The sequence below is a fragment of the Parvibaculum sp. genome, assembly GCF_019635935.1.
GTDB lineage: Bacteria > Pseudomonadota > Alphaproteobacteria > Parvibaculales > Parvibaculaceae > Parvibaculum.
The window spans coordinates 1,107,495-1,128,691 of record NZ_JAHBYN010000001.1; the positions used below are offsets into that span (position 1 = coordinate 1,107,495).

Genomic DNA, 21,197 nt, shown 5'->3' on the forward strand with positions numbered 1-21,197 from the left:
AAAGGAAAACGCGCGGCCGTCAGGCGGCGGCGCGCAGGAAGATCGGCGTGCCCAGCCAGGCCGATGCGAGTGTCGCTTCGGTGTGGCCGGTATCGGCGAGGTCGAGCAGGTTCGGATCGAACTGGCCCGAGATATAGCCGGGCGCATCGATGGCGCCCGCGGTGGCATCGGCCGGCGCGGCGAGGATCGCCACCGGATTCTGCGAGCCGTCGCTGGCGGTCGTCAGCGACTTGACGGCGCCGCCCGAGCCGGCGGCCACCGTGATGTCGAAACCGTCGCCGACGATGAAATCGGTGCTGCCGTCGGTGACGGCGAACTTGATCTCGTTGGCGAAAGTCCCGGAAGCGCCGGAGCCCGAAAAGGACACGGTGCCGATGTCGCGGCCGCGCGGGTCGCGTACCTGGAACGTCGCTTCATGGGTGTCGGCCGCGACGCAGCGCGCGGTATAGACGCCCGCCTGGCAGTTGGCGAGGCGCGGCGTCGTCGCGTCGACGACCAGCGTGCCGTTGCCGGTGTTGCCGCCATCCTTCGCCGCCGAAGCCACGGCGCCGAGCAGCACCAGGCCGAGCACCGTGCCCCGCTTCAGATTGCCGGCGAGGATGTTGAAGGGCTTGTGGACCAGCGGAAAGTCGCCGGTGATCAGATTGTCCCTTGTCAGGGTCGCGGATTCGGTGAGGCCTTCCATGGCGCTCTCCTTTCAGTCAGGGGTTTCGATGGGGAGAAAGCCGGCGCGGTCGCGAGCGTTCGTCCGCGACCGGGCCGCAAACAAGCCTCAGTCCTTGAGGCCGCGCGAGGCGCGATAGGTGCTGGAGACGGCGGCGACGCGCTTGTCCGCCGCCGCCGGCGCGGCGGGGCCGATTTCGGGATCGCGCGCCGCCATGCCGGCGAGGCGGCCGGCGCCTTTCGGCGATGCCGCCAGCGCCTTGACGGCCGCCTCGACACTCATGTCGGTGTTCATCGCCAGCGACAGTGCCAGCTCGCCCCGGCCGGTGGCGGCCTTGTCGCCGAGAATGCCGGCGATGCGCGCGCGTTCGGCCTTGGCGCCGGCCGCGCGGGCGGCGGCAACGCGCTGCTTGACGCTTTTGGGCTTGGCCGCTTTCGCGTCCTTCTCCTTGTCGTCGCCCTCGGCGTCCTCTTCGTCGTCGTCGCCCTCGGCGTCCTTCTCCTTGTCGTCGCCCTCGGCGTCTTCGTCGTCGTCGCCCTCGGCGTCCGGATCGTCGTCATCCGTTTCGGCGCCGGTGTCCTTGTCTTCGTCTTCCTCTTCGGCCTTGACCTTGCCGGCGGCCGGCTTCTTCGGCTTCTTGCCGGCCTCGGCGCCGCCGAAGAGATGCGCGAAATTGAATTTCATCGGATCGTTCCTTTCGGGAAAGCCGCTACGCGGCGTTGACATGAGCGGCGAAGGCCGCGAAGGCATCGGCGGGCGACAGGACCGCGTCCGCCAGGCCGAGGGTGAGAGCCTCGGCAAGCTGCGCCGGGCCTGAATAGGTGCGGGCTTCGGTCGCCAGCACCTGGTCGAGCGACGGCGCCCTGGGCGCGCCGGCGCGGTTACGCACCACCGTCGCGGCAAAGAGCTGCCGCAGATCCTCCAGCTCGGCTTCGACGCGCACGCGCACATCGTCGGGCAGCGCTTCATAGGGATTGCCGTCCGTCTTGTGCTCGCCGGCTTTCAGCAGTGTGATCTTGTCGCCGACCTTCTCGAGCCAGCCCGACATGTCGACATGCATCGTCACGACGCCGATCGAGCCGAGGCCGCCGGTGCGCGGCACGGCGATGCTGTCCGCCGTCGAGGCGACCGCATAACCTGCGCTGTAGGCTTCCTCGGAGAGGATGGCGACGACGGGCTTGCCCGATGCCTTTTTGGCCGCAAGGGCGAAGTCGCAGAGATCGAAACAGCCGGCGACCATGCCGCCATAGGAATCGACATCGAGCGCAATGCCACGGACATCGGCGTCTTGATGTGCGCCGGCGAGCTGCCAGCGCAGGGCGTCATAACCAGTGACGTAAGAGCTGCCCCACCATCCGAGCTTGTCGATCAGTGCGCCCTGCACGCCGATGATGGCAATGCCCTCGGCCAGCGCATAAGGCCGCGCTTCGCCCCCGGCGTCGCCGATCTGCATCAGCTTGTGTCCGGCGGGGTCAGCGGCGACCGCCAGCGCCGCCGGCAGCGAGCGTGCGAAGCGCTGCGGCATCATCATCGGCAGCAATCCGGATTTCATTGTGTCGCCTCGCTTTCGCGTTCGCGGGTCTCGTCGTCGCCGCCCGATTGCAGCGCCACCGCCTGGCCCCATTCCGGAATCGGCAGGTCGAGTTCCTTCATCACCGCCAGCTCCCGCTGGCGCTGCTCCAGCGTCTCTTCCCAGTCGAGGCCCTGTTCGGCGTTCTCGTGCTCGAGCGTCGAGAAGCCGGCCTCCATGCGCAGCTGCGCGCCCTGGGCCTCTTTGACCGGGTCGACCCAGCCGCGCGGCGGGCCGATCCATTTGCAGTCGAGATAGGCGAACGGCATCTCTTCAAAGGACGGCGCGCCCGGCGGCGTCTCGAGATAGCCGCGCTCGAAGGCCTCTTCCATCCAGGCCATGTAATGCGGCATCACCGCGCCGGCCGCGAAGCGCGAACGCCGCGCAACGATGAAACGCCAGACCTCGACCAGCGCCGCGCGCGCCGAGGAATAGTTTGTTTTGCTCCAGTCCATGGCGAGCTGCTCATAGGAGAGCCCCATGGCGCCGGCGATGTTGCGCAGGCAGGCCGTTTCGAAAGCGGCGAAGGCGACGGACGGGCGCGTCGCCTGCGGCATCGTCACCGTCTCGCCGGGCGCCAGCGTGTTGAGGCGCACGCCGTCGAGACGCAGGCCGGTTGCCTTGTGCGTTTCGGTGCGCAGCAGCTGGTACTGCTCGAGCTTGTCGAGGTTCATCGACTCGAGCACTTCATCGGCCGAGAAGGGCGTTTCGAGGAACGCCGCCAGCACCGCATTGAGGATCGCGGCCTGCAGCTCGGCAACGTCGTAGCGCGAGAGCATGCGGAACTTCGCCAGCACCGGCGCGAGCGGTGACACGGGCCGCGTCTCGCCGGCACGGGAGGGCTCGAAATCGTGAATGACGATCGGCCGGCCCCAATCGGTCTCGCGCTCCACCGCGTCCCAGCGCGCGGCCGAGGCGCCGCGCCACATCTCGCCCGGATGCGCCGAGCGGATGTGATAGGCGATCGCCGCGCCGTCGCTGTCGAGTTCGACGCCGCCGCGCAGAAATTCCGTGTCGCTGCGCCAGTTCGGATTGGACAGGCGGTCGGGATCGATCACCTGCTCGCAGGTCGCGAACATGCCGCCGCGCTCGCGCCAGCGCATGACCGACAGGCTCTCGCCGTCGATCACGCGATGCCGGAACTTCAGCGCCAGCAGCCCGGCGAAGTCGAGCTTGCGTTCGAGATCGACATAGCGCCGCGGGTCGTGGGCGTGGCCGCGCCACAAGGACTCGACGCGCTCGGCAAATTCGCGCGCCCATTCCTTTGTCTGGCCGAGCGCGAACCAGTCCGGCTTCGACGACAGACGCCAGCCGCCCCCGATCGCCGCGTCGACCAGCTTCTGCACGCCCGACGACGCCCAGCCGTCATTGCGCGCCAGGTCGTGAACGCGCGCCGCGATGCGCTCGCGCTCGATGCTGTTGGCGCTGTCGGCGCTTTCGAGGCGCGGCATCCATTGCTCGACCGAGACGTCCGTTGTCGAGGCCGCCGTATAGGCGCTCAACGGCCAGCCCTGGGCGCCGGTCGCCGCAGCGCGCGGCAGCCGCATCGGCCGGCCGTGACGATCTGTGATCGAGGAGAGGCGCGCCATCAGTAGAGCACCCGGATGCTGCGCGCCCGCGGCGCGATTTTCGACCGCAGCTGCGCGATATAGGCGTCGAGGCGCGTCACGTCGGCGGCGGCATATTTGACGCTCTCGCCATCCGCCGTGCGGATCTCGGCCTCGAGCGTGCCGGTCAGCAGGCGATGACGGGCGGCCTCGGCCTCCGCCAGCAATTCCGCATTCGTCGCCATGGGGGCTCCGTTCGGTTCGGGACGGCGCACGGCGTGCGCCATTGATTGGTTGCGGGGGCCAGGTTCGAACTGGCGACCTCCGGCTTATGAGACCGGCGAGCTACCGCTGCTCCACCCCACAGATCAGGAATTCAGCGCTTGCGCCGCGCGCCGCATCGTCTCGAGATATTTTTCGCGCGCCGCCTTGCCGCCGGCATCGTCGCCGGGCTTCGGCGACCAGAAGCGCGCCAGATCCGCCTGCAACTCTTCCGGCGCGTCCATGCGCTTGGCGATCAGCCGCTGCCATTGATCGCGCGTGTAGTGATCGAGGCCCATGTGATAGGCCATCGCCCGAGCGATCACCCAGATGTCGAGCTGCTCGTTGGGCTGATCCTTGGGCTTGACCCATTCGCGCCGCGAACCGCCATCGCGCTTTTCGCGCAGAACCAACGATTCCGCCGTCAGCTGCTTGAAGAAATTCTCGTCGCAGACGTCCGGGAAGTGCCCGGCGCCAAGCGGCAACATGCCGCTGTCGTCGGGCCCGCCGATCGTCTTGCGCAAGCTGCCGTAAAGTTCGCTCTTCGCGGTGAAGGTGCCGACCGGCCAGAGCATCGCGCCGTGTTTCTCGCTCTTTCCGGATTGCTTGACATCGACGCGTTTCGGCAGGCCGAGGACCGGCTTGTTCCAGCCATCGCGGCCGTCGGTCGCCAGCACGTTCGGCCGGGCGCGGGCGTAATTGTAGACGCGCTGCGACTTGTAGCCGCTGTCGACGCCGGCGGCTTCGATCCCCCAGGCGCGGCCGAAGACATTTTCGTAGGTTCGGGCGCGGATCGTGTCGAGCGCGCGCCACGGTCCATCCGTGTCCGGGTCGCCTTCGATGATCCCGAAATCGACCAGCCAGTAGGAAAGCCCGACGCCCCAGGCATAGACCGCCCATTCGAGCCGGTTGACCTGGACGTCCGCGCCCATGGTGAGCACAAGGCCACCCAGCGGGATCGACTGCAGCCGGTAGGGCAGCACCGCCTTCAGCAGCTTGTCGTGATCGGGCGCTTCGCCCTTTTCCTCATGTGCCTCGCCCAGTACCTGCTGCGAGAAGACGCGTTCCTTCAGCGGCTTGCCCTTGGCCGCCAGATGCGCGTCGATCGCCTCTTCCCAGGCGACGAAGGGCGAATAGGCCTGCCATAAATGGAAGCCGGGCTGGCGGCCACCCGACCGGCGCGCCAGCCAGCGCTCGGTCTCTTCGGGCGCGAAATGCGGCGGCGGCGCCGGATTATCCTCCGTCCCCGGATAACACTTGATCCAGCGACCGAGCGCGACCATGCCGCGCTTGTCGCTGTGCTCAATGACGCAGCCATTGGCGGCGCAGACGAAATGCGCGCCGCGCCCGCTGCCGTCCGGGCCCGGCTTCAGGTTCTCGAAGCGCAGCAATTGCCGGTGACCGCAATGCGGGCACGGCACGTAATAGCGCCGCTGGTCCGAGGCATCAAAGCGATCGCTGATGCGGCACTCGCCGGCCATGCCCGGCGTCGATGACCAGAGCCGCTTGACGCCGCGCCGGGCCCAGGCCTTGGTGCGCGCGATGGCGAGGTCCAGCGGGTCGCCGCGCTTGTCGACATCGGCCGGCCATTCCGATATCTCGTCGCCCCAGAGGCGACGGACCGAAATCATCTGCAAGCCCTTCGACGACGTCGCGCCGGTGATCTGCGCGAAGCCGCCGCGAAAGCGCTTGAAGGACGAGGTCGAGCCGGCCTCGTCGCGGCTCTTCTGCTCGGCCACCTTGTGCCGCAGCGCCGGCGTCGCGTCGATCGCCGGTTGCAGTTTGAGGCGGACGAACTTCTTGGCCTCATCCAGCGAGGGCAGCACGATCAGCATCGGCGCGGGGTCTTCGTCGGCGGTGAAGCCGAAGAAGTTCTCGCCCACCGATGTCTTGCCGGTCTGCGCCGACCATTTCAGCGTGACGTCGGTCGCGGGATGCGACGGCGACAGGCAGGCCATCGGTTCGCTCAGATACGGCGCCAGGTCGTTCGACCATTTCCCCGGGAAGGGCGAGCCGCTTTCGGCGGCGACATGGCGCTTGGCCTCGGACCAGCCGGCGACGCTGCGATCGGGCGGGGGGCGCAGGGAAGTCGCGAAGCTGCGGGCGACGATCTCACGGCCATGCGCGAGGCCGGGAAACTGCCTATGCAGGGTCTCCGCGTTCAGCATCGTTCTCGAAGTCCTCGGCGAGCTTTGTCAGCGCCGCGCGGTTGGCATCGCGCAGTATCGTCGCCACCTCACCCGCGTCCGTCGTCGCGGCGAGCTTTTCGCAAAGGTCGAGATCGGGCGACATCAGCGCGTCGCGCAGCTTGGTCAGCGCCTCGCCCGTCGCCTGGTCGACTTCGGCCACCGGCGTCAGCGCGCCCAGTTCGACGGCTTCCTCGCGCTCGAGCCGGTTGAGTTTGATCAGCTCGGCGCGCGCCCGGAGGCGCGCCACCGTCTGATCCTGCGGCCCGGCCGGTTCCGCCTCGGCGGTGTCGTCGTCTTCCGTATCGTCGCGCGCGGCCGGCCGAAGCGGCGGGCGCGCTTCGTCGAACAGCCGGCCGGCGTGATTGCCGGTCATCAGCCGGTTGACGTTTTCGTCGCGGTGGCGGCGGAACTCTTCGAGGTCGAGCGCAATGCGGCCCGGCTCCCGCGCGTGGTTCAGCTCCGGATGCGTGTTGAGGTACCGCGTGATCGTCGAGCGGTGAAGGCCGAGGACGCGTGCCGCCTCGGCACCATCGACGATGTTGCGCCGTTGCGCCCCGTTGCGGCCGTCAGTTGCAGGGGGGTGAGGATGTTGCATCAAAAAACAAGCCTCGCACTAGCAAACCCGCGCGCCCTCGCCGCCCGTGTTGCGCTTTGGGCCGGGAAGGACCCGTCGAAGTTGCGCGGCGCAACACGCCGCCGGAAACGAAAACGCCCCGGCGGTTTCCCGTCGAGGCGCTTCGATTGCAGTGTGGCAATTTGCGACCGATTCGTGCGGCGGGTCAAGCGGCGTCGGACAAGCCCGCGAATTCGGTGATCTTGGCGCCCGACCGCAAGCCCGCGATCAGCGCGTAGCGGTCGAGCGCGACGCGCAGCAACGCCTGCCCAACGCCCATCTTCCTCGGCAGCCCGCAGAATTCTTCCGCCTCCTGCACGCCCCAGTTGTCGACGACCACCGCCATCGTCAGTCCGATCGCGCAGAGCATCACCTGCCGCTTGCGCGCCGTCACGCGCACCGGCGGATCGCCGACGAGATCGAGCAGCCAGGGCCGGTATTCGCCGAGCCACCATCGCCCCTCGCTGGCGCTCATCCGCGCCATCGGATCGCGGAACTGTCCGCCGCCGCCATCGACGCGCTCGCCGAGCTGCACCGCGCCCGGCGTCAGCCCGCGCCCCAGCGCCTCGCGCACCGAGGCGATGCGGTTCGCCGCCGTCACATGCACCGCGTCGAGCGCCGCGCGGCGGAACAAACCGGCGACGACATCGGCCCGGAGCTTGGCCCTCGTTTCGGGCGTGCCGCGATCCACCGCCGCCGCGACCTTGTGCGCATTGCGGCCGCGCCGCTTCGGAGGCCGCCCCGCCTGAAACCCCGGAAAGGCCGGCGCCGCGTTCATCAACCGCGCCTCCGAAACCTTGACGAAGCCCATGCGCACCGCCGCCGCGCCCCGCCGCTCGACCGCGCCGCGCTCGCCCGATGTCAGCAGGTCGATCCACACCGGCAACGGAAAGCCCGACGGCGCCACCACGCCCGTCCAGTCGATGATCTCGGTTTTCATGAGCGCCGCCTCCCCTTGGTTGCCGACCCGTCCTCGCCCGCCGCCTCACCCGGGGAACGCACGCCGTGCGCCGCGAACTCGATCCGTCTGCCGAGCAATCTTTCGAGCCTGTCGGCAAAGTTCTGGCGGATGTAGTTCGCGAGGAAGCGCGTCGGCACGCTCAGCTGTGCCGGATCGTCCGGATCGTCCGGTACGTCGAGCCGCGCTTTGGCGAACCACGAATTGAACGCCGCCGGCCCGATCTCGGCTTGCAGGGCCTCAAGCGCCGCCGTGCCTCGCGTACGCGCGCGCGGCTCAGAATTCAGATTCTTGGCTGTTAGACTTAGCTGTTTTGTGCAACCCACTAGGTTGACAGTACTGTCAACCCCCGAGGTTGACAGTCGCGCCGGTTTGTCAACGCCGGGGTTGTCAGTCGTCGGATGTTTGTCAACCTCGGGGTTGTCAGTACCCGCAACCCCCGCGTTGACAGTCGATGCCTCTTTGTCAACGCCGGGGTTGTCAGTGGCCGGATGTTTGTCAACCTCGGGGTTGTCAGTACCCGCAACCCCCGCGTTGACAGTCGATGCCTCTTTGTCAACGCCGGGGTTGTCAGTGGCCGGATGTTTGTCAACCTCGGGGTTGTCAGTCGTGCCCTCTTTGTCAACCTCGGGGTTGTCAGTACCCGCAACCCCCGCGTTGACAGTCGCCGCCGGAAAGTCGACCGGATCGGCGTCCTCGTCGAAGATCATTTCATAGGCCCAGACGCCGCGTGTGCCCTCGCGCGGAGCCCCCCGGCGCAGATAGCCGAAGCCGACCAGCCGCATCATGCAGCGGCTGATATATTGCCGCGTCACGTTCCACTCGGCGGCGAGTTTGCCCTGGGCGAGCACGAACTGCCCGTCGGGTTTCGTCCGGAAGGCGCATTCGAGCAGCAGGCGGAAATCGCCCGCCACAAGCCGGGCGTCGTGCCGCGCCCGCGGCGGCACACGGCAAAATCGTCCGTAAACTGACCGATCCTCACTCACCCCCGCCGCGCCTCCTCTTCCGGTGTCCGCGCCCGCTGAGACAGCGATTGCAGACAGTCTCGATTGCCTCCGGCGGCAGCTTGTCGCCGTCGGCGCCGCGTTCCTTCGGCACCGCCCGCAGCATGTCGGACGAGCCGCAACGGCCGCATTTGAAGCCGTCGCGCTGCCACACGATCCAGCGCATCGGCTCCGGCACGGGCTTGGGCTTGCCGCTCGCCCGTTGTTCCCGCCAGGTCAGCGGCTCCCCGGCATGGGCCAGCATGAACAGATTGGCCGCCGCATCGGCGCAGAAGCCGCAAAGCCCGCGCTGCTGATATTCGAACTGGACATGAATTTCCGCCCCGCACAGCGCGCAGGACGCCGTCGTGAAAAGCGCATGTCTGACAGGCATTCTTTCGTCGAGGTCGATAGGCCGCGTCATCCTGTTTTCCCTTTCGCCATGGTTGGGGAAAACGAGTTTAGCGCCCCGCGCGCGCCGCGCGGCGCTCTTCGGCCAGTGCCTCGAGCGCGAAGGCCTCGTATTTGACAGCCTGCCGCACCGCCTCGAGCACCAGCCCGAGACCCTGCTGCCCCTCTGGGCTCGCAAGGCCCGGCGCGCCCTCGGCACAGAACACCAGCACGTCGGCGACAAGGCCGAGCGTGTCGACGCAGGACGAGGAGATCAGCGGGTTGAGGCGTTCGGCAGTGTCGCGCGGCACGCTGTATTGATCGGTGGGAAGCATCGCAAAGCCCTCCTGAATGGCGTTCATGATCGCCACACGGACGGCTTACGAGGCCCACCGGGTGGCGGGGGTTCGTAACCTGTTCAGGACAGGCGGGCTTATTCGTGCGCTTGCGCGCCTTATTTCGCCGCGCCCCCGCCAAAGGGGCACACGCCCGGCATCCGGGCATGCAAATGGCCGCATTAACGGAGCAGCCATCCGCCTGAACAGGGTTACGAGCCCTGCCCCGGACGATGCTGCGATTTGCTCGATCTGTCAAACCCGGCCCCAACTCTTTGAACAATCTGCCTTTTTACCGATCCGTCCGTTTCGCCCGCGCCGCCAGCTCCGCCGCATCGTCCAGCACCGCCGTCACCATCTTCTCGGCGACAATCGTCTCCAGCAGCAGCCGCGCCAGCTCCGGCGCCGATATGCCGCGCTCGCGCGCCGCCGCCAGCAGGCCTTCCAGCACATCGACCGGCACCGGCACCGGCCGCAGCCGGCGCCGTTCGCCGCCGCCCTCATCGCGGCGGTTGCCCGGCCCGAAGCCGTAAACGGGCGAGATCAGCCCGCTCATGCGGCGCCGCCCAGCACGTCGCGGACGATCGCCCACAGCCGATCCTCCAGCCATTGCTTGCGGTCGAAATCCGCGTCGGGCGTCACGCCGGCCTCGCACAGCGAATGCGCGCCGGCCATGCTTTCGCCGGTCTTGCGCATGATCGTGGCGACGCGGCCGTCGCCGCCGGGCTCGGTCGCGTGATAGCGATAGGCGAGCATCCGGTAGCCCGCACCGGCCGGGACGTTCATAGCGCCGATCTTCTCGACCACCAGCTTGAGGTCGGGCAGCCAGGGCCGGTTGCCGAATGCCGTGCGCGGGCCTTCATGCAGATAGCCGATATGCGTCGGCGGTTCGCCGGCGTCGGCTTCGCGCGCGCCGTAGAGATGATTGATCGCCGTGCCGACGATCACCCGGCTCTCGAAGCTGAAGCGATGATCGTGGATCGAGGAATGCTGGAAGCACCTTCGGCGCGGCAGCGCCGGATGCCAGACATGCAGGCGCTGCCCGCCGCCGAGCTTCACCTGCAGAAAGCCGAGCCCGTGCAGCGTGATGGTTTCGGCCGTTTCCTCGAAAACACCCGGTGCGGTTTCGTCAAAGACTTTCATCGCGTTCTCCGTTGTTTGTGTCCGCCTCGCGGAGGGAAAGATCGCCTTCCCGCCCTTCCCCCTGCGCCGCCGCCACGGCCGCGATCGCGGCGTCGTAGGCGGCGACCTCATCGACGACGTCCTCGTCCAGCGTGCCGGGAATGGGCTCGATGGTGCCGTCCCGGCGCCCGCGCAAGGTCGAGTGACACTCGACCAGCGTCGCGCGCTCGCGCTGCAGCAGCGGCAGCGCCAGGCCGAGGGCTTCGCGCGCCGCGCTTGCCTCCCGCGCCAGCCGGGCGAGCAGCGCGATGCGCTCGCCGATCGTCCGTGCCCGGTCGGTTTCCATTGCCCCTTCGGCGCGCAGCGGCGCGATGTCGGCGGCGGCGTCGAGCGCCTGCATGGCGGCGTCGACGGCCATCAGCGCCAGCCCGCGCGAGCGGCCGACCGCATGCAGGAATTCGTCGAGTTCGCATTGTGTCACCGGCGCCGCGCCCGGCCGCGAAGCCGAGCGTTCGCCCGCCGCCACCATCTCGCCCGCCCGCGTCTTCGCCGCCGGGGCCAGCCATCGCAATTCGGAGAGATATTTGTCAGGCCCATCCCTGCTCATGGCGCCCCCTTCTTGCCAAGTGTGACGACATTGCCGCCAGCCGCAGCAGGCGGCACGGCAACGCGCGGCAGATCGGCCGCGAGCGGCAACGGCCAGGACATCGCGCGGATGGCGCGGCCCGATGACGGGCCAGATGTCGCGCCGCCCGCCCCACGGATAGTCGATCGTCGGCACCAGATAGAAATGCCCGACCACCGCCGGCGTGTTCAGCATGTCGATGCGGGCGGTCATGCCGTTCCTCCGTTCGCACCGCGATCTGCACAGCCCGAGCAGAGATCGGCGGCGATCCACCAGCAGGGGCCCGCCGGCGTCACACAGGCCTTGTTCTGCGTGCAGCCGCAGACGCGGCAGCGGCGCATGCCGGGCGGCGTCAGCTCGATCCGGTACTCGACCGCCTCGGGCACAATGCCGCGTTCATCGCCCTCCACCAGTTCGCGCATCGCGCGGTTGTCGAACGCGGTGCCGAACAGCAGATGTTTGAAGCCGCTGCCGGCCGACTGGCGTTCCACTTCGGCCAGCAGCGCCCGGCCGAGCCCCTTGCGCCGAAAGCCCGGCCGCACATAAAGGACATCGAGCCAGACGCGGCCGAGACCGGCGTCATAGAACGTCGCGAAGGCAAGCGGCGCGGACGCGAGGCCGACATAGAGGCAGGCCTCGCCGCCGTCGATGTCGGCGCGCAGCGTCGTGATCGCGCCCTCCTTTTGCGCGGCGGCAAGGCCCCGCCGCGTGGCGGCCAACAGGTCGGCGATCTCGCCGACCGGATTGGCAAGACGGATGCCGCCGTTGCTCATGCCAGCACCGCCAATGCAAAGCCGATGACGACGGCGCAGCCGCCGGTCAGGAAGCCGGCGGCGAATATCGCGCCGCCGGCAAGCGCGCCGCGCCCTCTTTCCGTATGCGGATGTTTCATGTGAAACATTCCTTTCTAATCGTAGCTTCTGCAGTCGGCACAATTGCACGGCCAGTCATAGTCCTCGGGGTGTTCGTCCAGCGGCGTTGTCAGCGCGATTAACGCGGGCTCGAATATCGCACCCGCCTTGGCGGGCATGATGCCGCGCTCGATCAGATGCGCGTCCATCGCGGCGGCGCATTGCAGCGCCTCCTGCACCTTTGCCTCGTCCTCGCCTTCGCGCATCCTTGCGAGCGCCCAGAGCCGCACAAGCGACGGCGCGTGCCGGTCGCGGCCAAGCAGGACGAAAATCGGTTCGTCAGGTTCGGCGGCGGCATAGCAATCGAAGGCGCCGGGATTATTTTTCGTGCCCATGATCTTTCTCCCTCAATAGCTGCCGCGCCCGCAAGTTCGACCAGAACACCAGCAACTGGCCGACCACCGAAGCGGCGATGGCGAAGAACAGCAGCGCCGCGTAATCGCCGAGCCCCAGCGCCTGCGCGGCCAGCGCGAAGGCGATGGCGCCGACGCCGGCGCTTGCCAGCGCGATCAAAAACCTTCTGAAGAAGCGGCCCTCGCGCGCGGACGAAGCTCGTCGCGCTCGGGCTGAGGCGGCGGCGAGGCCAAGTTCCCTGGCGTTCAAAATCTTCATATCGCGCCGATCTCCCTTGCCTTGAAGCTCTCGATCTCGAGCAGCTGCGCGCCCTTGCGCGGGTGGCCCGCGCCGCGAAACGCCAGCAGGCGGAACGGCACCCAGGCCTCGGCCGACGCGCCGTCGACATCGATGAAGCGCAGCCGCGCTGCCAGATCCGTCATCGCGATCACCGCGCAGTCGAGTTCGACCGGATCGTTGAGAACGAGATCCACCCGCGAGGTGCCGCCGAAGAGATCGCGCTGGGTCATGGCGTCCTCCAGTCCGGGAAATCGCGCTCGGCTTCGCGCGGCCACCAGCGCTGGCGCAGCCCGCGAAAGCCCATGATCGGCGCGTCGATCGTCACGGCGACGGCGCCGCCCTTGCGGATGATGACGCCATGGCGAACGGCAACGACCGGCGCGTAGCCGCGCAGCTTTCCATGCGCGACGACATAGAAGCGCTCGCCGGGCGCGATCAGCGAGATACGATGATGTCGCGTGTACCAGCCCCATTCGGTGCCGGTTTCCGGCGTGCCGGCGGCGTCGCCTTCGGCGATCCATTCCTCCCAGAAATCTTTCGGGCAGGTCCCGACCAGATCGACCATCATGTCCTCCTCACCGGCGCATAGAGCCGCGCATAGGGCTCGCCGCGCGGGCCGCGTTCGGGGTCGCGGCCGTGCTGCCGCGACAGGCCCGGCGTCCAGTCCCAGACGAACCAGGCGAGCGGCATCGGCACCGGGTTGCCCTGGCCCGTCCAGTCAGGCCGGAAGCCGAGCGGCCAGATCCGCGCCGGTGTCAGCGCGGCGAAGAGACGATCGCGATTGGATTTTTCGGCGGCGGTGAAAAAGCCCAGCGGCAAGAGCAGCGCCATGTAGTGCAGCTCGAGCGCCGCGCCGCGCCGGATGAAGGCGGCGCCGTCATCGCCGAAGGGCGGATTGGTGACGACGACCGGCGCACGCCGTGCGCCGGAAAGGAAATCCTGAATGGCCGGCCCGCCGAGGTCGCGCGCGCGCCTGCGAGGTCCGGAGCCTTGTCCCGGACCGAGCGGCAGACCAGTCCCGGACGGAGGCGCAGATATGTCGCTCTCGACGGTCCGGAAGCCGGCGCGCCTGAGTTCGGCGGCCAGCCGCCCGTCGCCGCAGGCCGGCTCCCAGATCGGCCCGCCATTGAGCACGGCCGCGAGCCGCCGCGCCTCGACCGTCAGCAGCGCCCGCACCACTTCGGGCGGTGTCGGATGGAACTGCAGCGGATTGTCCGTCAGCGTCGCGCCGATGCGCCCGGCCAGGCGTTTGAGGCCGCTCATGGCTTGGCCTCCGCCAGCGCGGGAAGGGGGCCTCGCTTGATGCGGGTGAGGCCGGCGCGTTTGGCCGCCTCGCCGATCGCCCGCGCCGAGCGCGCCGGCAGCAGCGGGAGACAGGCGCGCGGGCCGCCTTCCGGATAGTGCCGCCGCAGCACCGCGATTTCGTCTTCCGTCCAGGCCAGGCCGGTGGCGCCGGCGCATTTGAGCCCGAGCCGGCGCGCATTCTCGCGGATGGCGCCGCGCGTGCGTCCCGGCAACACGGCCAGGCAGGCGACGGTGCCGCCCGCCGGATAGTGCCGCCGCAGCTTGGCGATCTCGCCCGCCGTCCAGGCGCTTTCCGAGCCGGTGCCGGCCTCGCGCATAATGCCTTCGTCGGAGGCGCGCTTGGAAATCGCCACGGCGCTGCGGTCGATCAGCCGCGCGCAGGCCGCCGACCCGCCCGTCGGATAATGCCGCCGCAATATGCGGATCTCCGAGGTCATCCATGGCCGGTAATGCCGCGCGCGCTGTTTTTTCCCTCGCCCCACCGGGGAGAGGGAGGGAGCGCCTGCAGGGCGCGGAAGGGTGAGGGGTTCGGCGTCCACTTAAGTCTCCCGCTCGAAGACCGGGCGCGGGGCGCCCTTCGGGTCGTAGGCGAATTTCGTCGTCGGCGCGGCATGGCGGGCGAGCTGCCGCGCCGAGAAGAGATGCGCCTTCAGGCGCGGCCGTTGCGGATGGTTTTCGCCACAGGCGAGCCAGGCCCGCGCCGCGCCGGTCAGCGCCAGCCAGACCGGCGTGTCGGCGCCGGGCGACAGCGGCTGCGCCAGGATCTCGTCCAGCTCGCGATTGAGATCGTCGCGCGGACCCGTCGCCAGCAGCAGCCGGTCGACGCAAAGCGCCAGCGCCTGTTCGTGTGACAGCTCGCTGCGCCGGGGCATCACGACACCTCTTCCGGGCAGATCAACCCGGCGCTGCCGGCGGCGGCGGCGTGCCACAGCAGCGACAGCACCGGCTGCATGTAGATGCCGGCCGCCTCGAGCATCTGCAGCCCGTCGGCGATGCGGCCGGCGAGTTCGCCATTGACGGCCAGCGTCGCATTGGTCACATCGGTCAGCAGCAGCCGGTCGTCGGCATAGGACCAGCGATAGCGGCGGTCGATCTCGAACAGCGGCTCGGCCATTACTCCCTCCGCGCGAAATGGCCCCGCCGCCGCGCGCACTCCTGCGCGCCCTGGTGCGGGCGGTACTTCGAGCGAGGCGCTGTGGCACGGCAGAACACAGAGGGCCGCCGGCCGGAGCCGATGCGATGCGCGCCGGCGAGCAGCTTGAGTGCCGACATCCTTGCCGCGAGCCGCAGCGTCGCCGCCGTGACCGCCCCCTGAAATGTCCGAAACATGTTCATACGTCCCTTCCCGCCACGATCCAGCGCAGCGCGCTTAACCATCTTCCGAAGATTCCTTTGACGCACACGCACACCCGCGCCACGATGCCGCGCTCATCCCTTCCGTATGCGGATGAAGGTTGTTGCGTATGCGTGATATTTTGAGAAGTGGCGCCTCGGTCAGGGACTTCGCGGCCTTGGACCGCTGCGCTCCTGACCTCGGCGCTGGAGACGCCGAAACCGCGCGGCGCAATCGAAACCGGCGCGGCGCGCTCGGCCCTGTCGAGCAGGCAGCGCCCGCGCGCCCGCTCGATCAGCATTTCGGCGGCGGCGCGCGGATCGGCGGGCAGCGCCAGTTCGGCCGCGTCGAGCATCTCCACCGCCACCGCGTCCATGCGCGACCGGAGCGCCAGCAGCGCTCCGCCGAGCCGCGCCTCGGCACGGATGAAAACCGGGCGCGACGCGATCTCGCGGCAGAGCGCCGTCGCCGCGTCGAGCCAGAGCTGCGCGGCGGCCGGCACGTAGCCGGCGGTTTCGCGCGGCGGCGCGCCGGCCAGCATCTGCGTGATGAGCTGCCGGTAGCCATCGGCCGTCTCGGCCCGCCAGCGCGAGGCCCGCGCCGCCGCGCGCCTGTCCGCCTTCTCGCTGTCGTCGGGGAAGCGGAGGAGATCGGCCATCAGGCGGCCTCCTCGCGGGTGGCGCGGGCATCGGCCTCGGCCATCAAGGCCTGCAGGGCGGTCAGCACCAGCCCGCGCGGCTTCGTCTTGCCGCGCTCCAGCCGGCTGACGCTGCCTTGATGAAGCCCGCCCAGCTTTTGCCCAAGCTCGGTCTGGCTGAGCCCCAGCGCACGACGCATCGCCGCGATGTCGGTTCCGTTGATCATGCCCCGACACTATGCAAAGTGCATAGTGTCGGTCAACTGCAAATTGCATAGTGCCGCCGTGCATCCTGCATACATGGAAATTCACGAACGATTACAGCAGGCCCGGCGCAAGGCCGGATTCGAGACGGCGGCAGCAGCTGCCGCCGCGATCGGCGTCAATCCCGTTACCTATTGGCAGCATGAAAGCGGCTTGCGCGGGGTCTCGCGCAAGAACGCCGAACGCTACGCCGCCTTCTTTCGTGTCGACCTGACATGGCTGGCGACAGGCCGCGGGCGACCGGCGCGCAAGGATTCGATTCCGGTCGTCGGCTATGTCGGCGCGGGCGCCGAGGTCCATCCGGTCGACGACCACGCGTTGGGCGACGGCTTCGACAGAATCGAAGCGTCCGCCCTTCCGGCCGATGCCGTTGCGTTGATCGTCCGTGGAGACAGCATGTATCCGATTGAAGATGGTTGGGTCATTATCTACCGGCGCGACCGCGACGGCGTCCCGTCCGCCTGCCTCAACCGGCTCTGCGTCGTGAAGGTCGCGAACGATGGCCCGACACTGATAAAAAAAATTCGGCGCGGCAGCGAGAAGAACACCTACACGCTCGAAAGCTGGAACGCGCCGCCGCGCGAGAATCAGGTGCTGGACTGGGCCGCACCCGTCGAAGACTTGAAGCCGCGCTGATTACTCGGTCTTCCTGAAATAGTCGTCGTCGTATCCCTCGATGTTACAGGTCTTTCGCACCGCCCCGAGGGTGTCCGGCGACTCGATAGCCAGCACAACGACATTGAACACCGCCCCGTTTTTTTGTTCCAGCACGGCCATGAACGGAGCAAAACCCGTATAGCCGCCGAGGCTGTTCTTCGAGTTGACTTCGGCGCAATAGCTGGCCTTCGGCCCCGTCGGGCCCCAGCGGAACTGAGCTGATTCAGGATCAATCAGACCTCTTTTGACTTCGCGCGCGATCAAGTTTTTTTCGGCCGTTGTGAGAACGCGCGCCTCAGCTGGCGCCGCCGCAACAACCGCGACCAGCGCCACAAGGCTCACCAGAATTTTCTTCATGTTTTCCCCCGTTTCAATCCGCCCAAAAGCCTAGCCCCGCCGTGCCGGCGAAACAAGAATATGCACTATGCATAGTTTCTTCTTGCGCGCGATGTGACTATGCGTTACGCATAGTCCACCGGCGCACGGCGTGCGCCGGGCTCGCCCCCCGGAGGGCGCCGGCCCGTCAGTGTCCCTCAAGACCCTCGATGGCGATCGGCGCCCGGCCCGCTCCCCGCTCCTCCCGGGAGCGGGCCACCCCCGGGGCGGCACCACAGGAAGGGAAGACATCCACCATGAAGAAGTTTCAACACGAGCTGGGCGAAGCGGTCACGCTGATCAGCGGCGAGGCGGGCAAGGTGATCGCGCGCGCCGAATATCTGGAGGCCACGCCCTCCTATTACATCCGCTACGTCACCGCCCAGGGCGAGCTGACGGAACGCTGGTGGGGCGCCGAAGCCATCGGCCCGAACGATGCCGCCCCCGTCGCCGGCGCCGGCGCGGCCGGGGCCTGAGATGACCCCGGCCTCTTGCCATCCGGTCAGGTTGTCGGGCGCGGGCCCGGCGGCAGGTCCTGTGGGCGGGGCCGGGGATTTTCTTTTGTCATTGCAACTCTCGATTTCTGCGGCCGGGGATATTGCAACTCTCCCCCGGGGCCGCGTTCCGGGAGTTGCGGGGCGGGATGCAGCAACATCCCGCTCCACCTTCATTGAAGTCCGTTCACGGATGATTCGCAACGAGGCTGAAACATGACCACGCCGCCGATCGAGATCGACAAGAACATCGCCCTGCCGCCGCTGCCGCAGACGTTTCTGCGCCTCTATCCGTTTCCCGACATGGACGTCGGCGACAGCTTCTTCCTTGCCGGCAAGGCCGCCGAGCGACAGCGCCTGCGCCAGCGCATCCGCTGCGCCGCGCGCCGCTTCGCCGCGCGCCGGGCGGCGCCGGACGAACGCCGCTTCACCACCCGCGCCGTCGAAGGCGGCGTGCGCTGCTGGAGGATTGCCTGATGACCCGTTTCGACAAGCCGAACGAGGCCCGCGCCAAGGCGCTTGAGGCTGACATCAAGCAGGCCGGCCTCTCGGCCCGCGCGCTCGGCCGCTTGAGCGGCGTCGACGACAAGCAGATCCGCAACGTGCTCAACCGCCGCGACGTGCCGCTGGACGCCACCTGGGCCCGCCTCGCCGCCGCCCTGCCCGGCGCCCTCCAGGCGAGCGGCCGAGCGGAGCCGAAGGCGAAGTCCGGAGCGAGCCGCGCGCCAGACTCCAAGCTGGTGGCGCTGCTCGTGAAGCAGGGCATCGACATTCCCGCGCCGGCGCCCGCATCGCCGGCTTCGGCGCACGGCGTGCGCCGCGACGATCCGGCGGACATCGCTCTCCTCGCCCATAACGAGCTGGTGCCGGGCGACAATTACCGCAAGACATTCACACAGGCGGAGATCGAGCAACTCGCCGAAAGCATCGCCGAGCGCGGGCTGCTGCAGAACATCGTCGCGCGGCCGAAGTCGAAGAACGCCGAAGTGTCGGTATTGAGGCCTGCCATCATCGTCGCCGGCGAGCGCCGCTGGCGCGCCATCGGCGAGCTGGTCAAGCAGGGCCGCTGGAACGGCGCAGCGCGCAACATCGCCGTCCGCCTGAAAGCGATGAATGACGGCGAGGCCCGCGCGCTGGCCCTGATCGAGAACCTGCAGCGCCAGGACGTGCCGGTGCTGGAAGAAGCCGAGGGCTTCAAGGCGCTGACCGCCCTCGGATGGGACACCGCGAAAATCGCCGATGCCGTCCACATCGCCCAGCGCACGGTGCAGGACCGCCTGCAGCTCTTCGACCGCTTGAAGCCGGTGGCGCGTGCGGCGCTGACCCAGGGCACGATCACACTGGAACAAGCCCGCGCCATCGTCTCGACGCCGATCGAGAAAGAGCAGAACGAGCTGGTGACGCTGGCCGTGCGCAACGGCTACAACGCCGCCGCGCTGCGCGACAAGGCCAAGTGCGGCAAGGTGCGCGTCAGCGTCGCCGAGTTCGACCTCAAGCAATACAAGGGCGAGTTCATCGGCACCGGCGCCGAGCGCGTCTTCGCCGACACCGAGGCCTTCCTGAAGCTGCAGCGCAAGGCGGCGAAGAAAAAGGCCGACGCCCTCGCGGCGGAAAAGCGCTTCGCGAAAGTCACCCTGCTCGATGATGACGCCGCCGATTTCGACTATGCGAACTTCCGGCCCGTCGATGAAGACGGCGTGACCGCCGAAAACGCAGCGCGGCTCGAGGTCTTTGTCGGCATCGATCCCTGGGAGCGCACCATCACCGTCGAGTATGGCGAGCCCCGCACAGGCGTCGAGCCCGGCGCGGACGGTGATGATGAAGACGAAGACAGCGAAGAGGCAGCCGTCGCGCGGGCGAAGCGGCGCGATGCCGAGCGCGAGGAAGCGCGGGCCTTCATGCGGCGGATCATCGCCGCCGCGCAGGAAAACCCGCTGCGCTTCCTGAAGCATCGCATCGCCTTCGGCCTGACCGGCAAGGTGCCGGCGCTGCTGCCGGTCCATCTCTCCGACGCCGAGATCGACAATCTGCCGGCGACGGCGGTGGTGCTGGTCGCGGCGACGGGCGAGGCCTGGACCTTCGCCAGCTACTATGCCGGCGGCGACGATTTCACCGCCGACCCCGACCGCCCCGAGGACCTGGCCGAACTGCCGCGCAACGAAGCGCTGGGCTATCTCATCGAAGCCGATGCGGCGCGGCTGACGGCATGGCTCGACGGGCAAAGCGGGCCCGAGCTGCTGGCGCTTTATGCCGGCCTCGAGGCCAGCCGCGCGCAACTCTTCCACACGCTGTCGCTCAACGCCTCCGACATCGCACTCGCCGACGATCTCGGCGTCGAGGTGCCGGACTTCATGCGGCCGGAGGATGACGAGGAGGCGGACGCAGACAGCGGTGAGGAAGCGAGCGCAGCCGAAGGCGAAGTCCGCGACCGAGACGCCACTTCTTCAAACGACGTCGGCGATCTCCCTTCGCGCGAGGCGCTTCGGGAGACAGGGGAAGAAGCCGCATGACCATCAAGCTCGAAACCACGCAGGTCCAGCACGAACACATCGCCGCGTGTGCCAATGGGCGGGGGCGAACCGTCAGGGTCGACCGCGAGGCGCTGATGAACCTGATGATCGACCACACCCGCCTGCGCAAGGGCTACGGCCCGAAGGAAATCTCGACACCGGAGGACGGCATATGCAAAGCGACTTGCTAGCCGCCGCCTTTGCCGAGGCGGCCGAGATCGCGGCCACCGGCCGCCATCCCGAAACGCTGCCGGCAACGCTCGCCGGCGCCTCGGTCACGCAAGCGGCGCTGACGCTGGTGCAGCTCGCCGGCAAGACGGTCAGCCATGCCCGCGAGGGCGACCTCAAGGGCTGCGCCCGCGCCGCGCTGCGGCTGGCCGCCGCCGCTGCAACGCTCGCCCTCGAAGCCCGCCGCCGCATCCCGAAGGAGCATGCCGCATGATCCCCCTTCGCCCCACCCCCGATATGTCACCCCGGCGCAAGCCGGGGTCCATGGGCGGCAATGGCGATCTCCGCGCCCTGATCGGCTGGCTCGCCTTCACCGCCGCCTGCCTCTTCGCGCTGGCGGTGCTGCCATGACGCCGGAAGAATTCCATGCGCGGCTTGCCGCGATCGAGAAGGCCGCGCGCGAGGCCGAAACCCGCATTCGCCGGGCGATCTTTTTCGGCGGCGTCGCGGTCGGCGCGGCGCTCGGTTTCGCGGCCGCGACATTCCTGCATCTGCCCTTGTGGCCCGGCCACTGACATGCCCCGCCCCGCCCGCTTGCCAGCCCCGCCCGATCCCGCCATTCTGCGGCTGGTCCGCGTGCTGGCGCGCCAGGC

The 21,197-nt window shown here is 68.5% G+C and carries 35 protein-coding genes and 1 tRNA gene; 8 read left to right on the forward strand and 28 right to left on the reverse strand.

Going from position 1 to position 21,197, the window contains the following annotated elements; genetic code table 11:
* Positions 1 to 19 precede the first annotated feature (19 nt).
* From KF719_RS05635 to KF719_RS05765, 27 genes are all read right to left on the reverse strand, one after another.
* Positions 20 to 685, reverse strand: coding sequence for a hypothetical protein (locus KF719_RS05635; protein WP_293507744.1), 666 nt, complete (start codon positions 683 to 685; stop codon positions 20 to 22).
* A gap of 87 nt (positions 686 to 772) precedes the next feature.
* Positions 773 to 1,348, reverse strand: coding sequence for a hypothetical protein (locus tag KF719_RS05640; RefSeq protein WP_293507745.1), 576 nt, complete (start codon positions 1,346 to 1,348; stop codon positions 773 to 775).
* 25 nt (positions 1,349 to 1,373) lie between these two features.
* On the reverse strand, positions 1,374 to 2,216 hold the full coding sequence (locus tag KF719_RS05645) for a S49 family peptidase (protein WP_293507746.1): 843 nt from the start codon (positions 2,214 to 2,216) through the stop codon (positions 1,374 to 1,376).
* Positions 2,213 to 3,823 (reverse strand): phage portal protein, encoded by a 1,611-nt coding sequence (locus KF719_RS05650; protein ID WP_293507747.1) that lies wholly within the window; start codon positions 3,821 to 3,823, stop codon positions 2,213 to 2,215. Before KF719_RS05650 ends, KF719_RS05645 begins: the two co-directional genes overlap by 4 nt.
* On the reverse strand, positions 3,823 to 4,026 hold the full coding sequence (gene gpW, locus KF719_RS05655) for a gpW family head-tail joining protein (RefSeq protein ID WP_293507748.1): 204 nt from the start codon (positions 4,024 to 4,026) through the stop codon (positions 3,823 to 3,825). Before gpW ends, KF719_RS05650 begins: the two co-directional genes overlap by 1 nt.
* Before the next feature lie 46 nt (positions 4,027 to 4,072).
* Positions 4,073 to 4,147: transfer RNA gene (locus tag KF719_RS05660), tRNA-Met, on the reverse strand.
* A 2-nt stretch (positions 4,148 to 4,149) separates the two neighbouring features.
* The gene (locus KF719_RS05665; protein WP_293507749.1) at positions 4,150 to 6,210 is read right to left on the reverse strand and encodes a terminase gpA endonuclease subunit; all 2,061 of its coding nucleotides are present in this window, start codon (positions 6,208 to 6,210) and stop codon (positions 4,150 to 4,152) included.
* Entirely contained in the window at positions 6,185 to 6,826 is a 642-nt protein-coding gene (locus tag KF719_RS05670; RefSeq protein ID WP_293507750.1) for a hypothetical protein, read from the reverse strand. The genes KF719_RS05665 and KF719_RS05670 overlap by 26 nt, the downstream gene beginning before the upstream one ends.
* Positions 6,827 to 7,010: 184 nt before the next feature.
* Complete coding sequence (locus KF719_RS05675; RefSeq protein ID WP_293507751.1) at positions 7,011 to 7,784, reverse strand: hypothetical protein; 774 nt, start codon at positions 7,782 to 7,784, stop codon at positions 7,011 to 7,013.
* Complete coding sequence (locus tag KF719_RS05680; RefSeq protein WP_293507752.1) at positions 7,781 to 8,788, reverse strand: DnaA N-terminal domain-containing protein; 1,008 nt, start codon at positions 8,786 to 8,788, stop codon at positions 7,781 to 7,783. The genes KF719_RS05675 and KF719_RS05680 overlap by 4 nt, the downstream gene beginning before the upstream one ends.
* Positions 8,781 to 9,209 carry a hypothetical protein gene (locus KF719_RS05685; protein WP_293507753.1) on the reverse strand — a complete coding sequence of 143 codons (429 nt, stop codon included), beginning with the start codon at positions 9,207 to 9,209 and terminating at the stop codon, positions 8,781 to 8,783. Before KF719_RS05685 ends, KF719_RS05680 begins: the two co-directional genes overlap by 8 nt.
* A gap of 37 nt (positions 9,210 to 9,246) precedes the next feature.
* A complete protein-coding gene (locus tag KF719_RS05690; protein ID WP_293507754.1) occupies positions 9,247 to 9,537 on the reverse strand; it encodes a hypothetical protein in 291 nt (96 codons plus the stop codon).
* 265 nt (positions 9,538 to 9,802) lie between these two features.
* Positions 9,803 to 10,066: a hypothetical protein gene (locus tag KF719_RS05695; RefSeq protein WP_293507755.1), complete on the reverse strand. Its 264-nt coding sequence runs from the start codon at positions 10,064 to 10,066 to the stop codon at positions 9,803 to 9,805.
* The gene (locus tag KF719_RS05700) at positions 10,063 to 10,653 is read right to left on the reverse strand and encodes a hypothetical protein (protein WP_293507756.1); all 591 of its coding nucleotides are present in this window, start codon (positions 10,651 to 10,653) and stop codon (positions 10,063 to 10,065) included. Before KF719_RS05700 ends, KF719_RS05695 begins: the two co-directional genes overlap by 4 nt.
* Positions 10,640 to 11,470, reverse strand: coding sequence for a hypothetical protein (locus KF719_RS05705; RefSeq protein WP_293507757.1), 831 nt, complete (start codon positions 11,468 to 11,470; stop codon positions 10,640 to 10,642). Before KF719_RS05705 ends, KF719_RS05700 begins: the two co-directional genes overlap by 14 nt.
* Positions 11,467 to 12,030 (reverse strand): GNAT family N-acetyltransferase, encoded by a 564-nt coding sequence (locus KF719_RS05710; protein ID WP_293507758.1) that lies wholly within the window; start codon positions 12,028 to 12,030, stop codon positions 11,467 to 11,469. The genes KF719_RS05705 and KF719_RS05710 overlap by 4 nt, the downstream gene beginning before the upstream one ends.
* A complete protein-coding gene (locus KF719_RS05715) occupies positions 12,027 to 12,149 on the reverse strand; it encodes a hypothetical protein (protein ID WP_293507759.1) in 123 nt (40 codons plus the stop codon). Before KF719_RS05715 ends, KF719_RS05710 begins: the two co-directional genes overlap by 4 nt.
* A 15-nt stretch (positions 12,150 to 12,164) precedes the next feature.
* A complete protein-coding gene (locus KF719_RS05720) occupies positions 12,165 to 12,503 on the reverse strand; it encodes a hypothetical protein (protein WP_293507760.1) in 339 nt (112 codons plus the stop codon).
* A complete protein-coding gene (locus KF719_RS05725) occupies positions 12,487 to 12,780 on the reverse strand; it encodes a hypothetical protein (RefSeq protein ID WP_293507761.1) in 294 nt (97 codons plus the stop codon). Before KF719_RS05725 ends, KF719_RS05720 begins: the two co-directional genes overlap by 17 nt.
* Positions 12,777 to 13,031, reverse strand: coding sequence for a hypothetical protein (locus KF719_RS05730; RefSeq protein ID WP_293507762.1), 255 nt, complete (start codon positions 13,029 to 13,031; stop codon positions 12,777 to 12,779). Before KF719_RS05730 ends, KF719_RS05725 begins: the two co-directional genes overlap by 4 nt.
* On the reverse strand, positions 13,028 to 13,369 hold the full coding sequence (locus KF719_RS05735) for a hypothetical protein (protein WP_293507763.1): 342 nt from the start codon (positions 13,367 to 13,369) through the stop codon (positions 13,028 to 13,030). Before KF719_RS05735 ends, KF719_RS05730 begins: the two co-directional genes overlap by 4 nt.
* Positions 13,366 to 14,064, reverse strand: a complete 699-nt coding sequence (locus KF719_RS05740; protein ID WP_293507764.1) for a hypothetical protein — start codon at positions 14,062 to 14,064, stop codon at positions 13,366 to 13,368. The genes KF719_RS05735 and KF719_RS05740 overlap by 4 nt, the downstream gene beginning before the upstream one ends.
* On the reverse strand, positions 14,061 to 14,543 hold the full coding sequence (locus KF719_RS05745; protein ID WP_293507765.1) for a hypothetical protein: 483 nt from the start codon (positions 14,541 to 14,543) through the stop codon (positions 14,061 to 14,063). The genes KF719_RS05740 and KF719_RS05745 overlap by 4 nt, the downstream gene beginning before the upstream one ends.
* A 102-nt stretch (positions 14,544 to 14,645) precedes the next feature.
* Positions 14,646 to 14,978: a hypothetical protein gene (locus tag KF719_RS05750; protein WP_293507766.1), complete on the reverse strand. Its 333-nt coding sequence runs from the start codon at positions 14,976 to 14,978 to the stop codon at positions 14,646 to 14,648.
* Complete coding sequence (locus tag KF719_RS05755) at positions 14,978 to 15,220, reverse strand: hypothetical protein (RefSeq protein WP_293507767.1); 243 nt, start codon at positions 15,218 to 15,220, stop codon at positions 14,978 to 14,980. Before KF719_RS05755 ends, KF719_RS05750 begins: the two co-directional genes overlap by 1 nt.
* A gap of 217 nt (positions 15,221 to 15,437) precedes the next feature.
* Positions 15,438 to 16,097 carry a hypothetical protein gene (locus KF719_RS05760; RefSeq protein WP_293507768.1) on the reverse strand — a complete coding sequence of 220 codons (660 nt, stop codon included), beginning with the start codon at positions 16,095 to 16,097 and terminating at the stop codon, positions 15,438 to 15,440.
* Complete coding sequence (locus KF719_RS05765) at positions 16,097 to 16,303, reverse strand: helix-turn-helix transcriptional regulator (RefSeq protein ID WP_293507769.1); 207 nt, start codon at positions 16,301 to 16,303, stop codon at positions 16,097 to 16,099. Before KF719_RS05765 ends, KF719_RS05760 begins: the two co-directional genes overlap by 1 nt.
* Before the next feature lie 73 nt (positions 16,304 to 16,376).
* Between KF719_RS05765 and KF719_RS05770 the strand changes: the two genes are divergently transcribed.
* On the forward strand, positions 16,377 to 16,976 hold the full coding sequence (locus KF719_RS05770) for a S24 family peptidase (protein WP_293507770.1): 600 nt from the start codon (positions 16,377 to 16,379) through the stop codon (positions 16,974 to 16,976).
* On the opposite strand, the gene KF719_RS05775 is transcribed toward KF719_RS05770, so the two are convergent.
* The gene (locus KF719_RS05775; RefSeq protein WP_293507771.1) at positions 16,977 to 17,354 is read right to left on the reverse strand and encodes a hypothetical protein; all 378 of its coding nucleotides are present in this window, start codon (positions 17,352 to 17,354) and stop codon (positions 16,977 to 16,979) included.
* A gap of 275 nt (positions 17,355 to 17,629) precedes the next feature.
* Between KF719_RS05775 and KF719_RS05780 the strand changes: the two genes are divergently transcribed.
* The 7 genes from KF719_RS05780 (at position 17,630) to KF719_RS05810 (ending at position 21,119) form a co-directional block, all read left to right on the forward strand.
* Positions 17,630 to 17,848 (forward strand): hypothetical protein, encoded by a 219-nt coding sequence (locus KF719_RS05780; RefSeq protein ID WP_293507772.1) that lies wholly within the window; start codon positions 17,630 to 17,632, stop codon positions 17,846 to 17,848.
* Between the two features lie 234 nt (positions 17,849 to 18,082).
* Positions 18,083 to 18,343 carry a hypothetical protein gene (locus KF719_RS05785; protein ID WP_293507773.1) on the forward strand — a complete coding sequence of 87 codons (261 nt, stop codon included), beginning with the start codon at positions 18,083 to 18,085 and terminating at the stop codon, positions 18,341 to 18,343.
* Positions 18,343 to 20,376 (forward strand): ParB/RepB/Spo0J family partition protein, encoded by a 2,034-nt coding sequence (locus tag KF719_RS05790; RefSeq protein WP_293507774.1) that lies wholly within the window; start codon positions 18,343 to 18,345, stop codon positions 20,374 to 20,376. Before KF719_RS05785 ends, KF719_RS05790 begins: the two co-directional genes overlap by 1 nt.
* Positions 20,373 to 20,567, forward strand: coding sequence for a hypothetical protein (locus KF719_RS05795; protein WP_293507775.1), 195 nt, complete (start codon positions 20,373 to 20,375; stop codon positions 20,565 to 20,567). Before KF719_RS05790 ends, KF719_RS05795 begins: the two co-directional genes overlap by 4 nt.
* A complete protein-coding gene (locus KF719_RS05800; protein WP_293507776.1) occupies positions 20,549 to 20,818 on the forward strand; it encodes a hypothetical protein in 270 nt (89 codons plus the stop codon). The genes KF719_RS05795 and KF719_RS05800 overlap by 19 nt, the downstream gene beginning before the upstream one ends.
* The gene (locus KF719_RS05805; protein WP_293507777.1) at positions 20,815 to 20,955 is read left to right on the forward strand and encodes a hypothetical protein; all 141 of its coding nucleotides are present in this window, start codon (positions 20,815 to 20,817) and stop codon (positions 20,953 to 20,955) included. The genes KF719_RS05800 and KF719_RS05805 overlap by 4 nt, the downstream gene beginning before the upstream one ends.
* On the forward strand, positions 20,952 to 21,119 hold the full coding sequence (locus KF719_RS05810) for a hypothetical protein (protein ID WP_293507778.1): 168 nt from the start codon (positions 20,952 to 20,954) through the stop codon (positions 21,117 to 21,119). Before KF719_RS05805 ends, KF719_RS05810 begins: the two co-directional genes overlap by 4 nt.
* Positions 21,120 to 21,197: the final 78 nt, after the last annotated feature.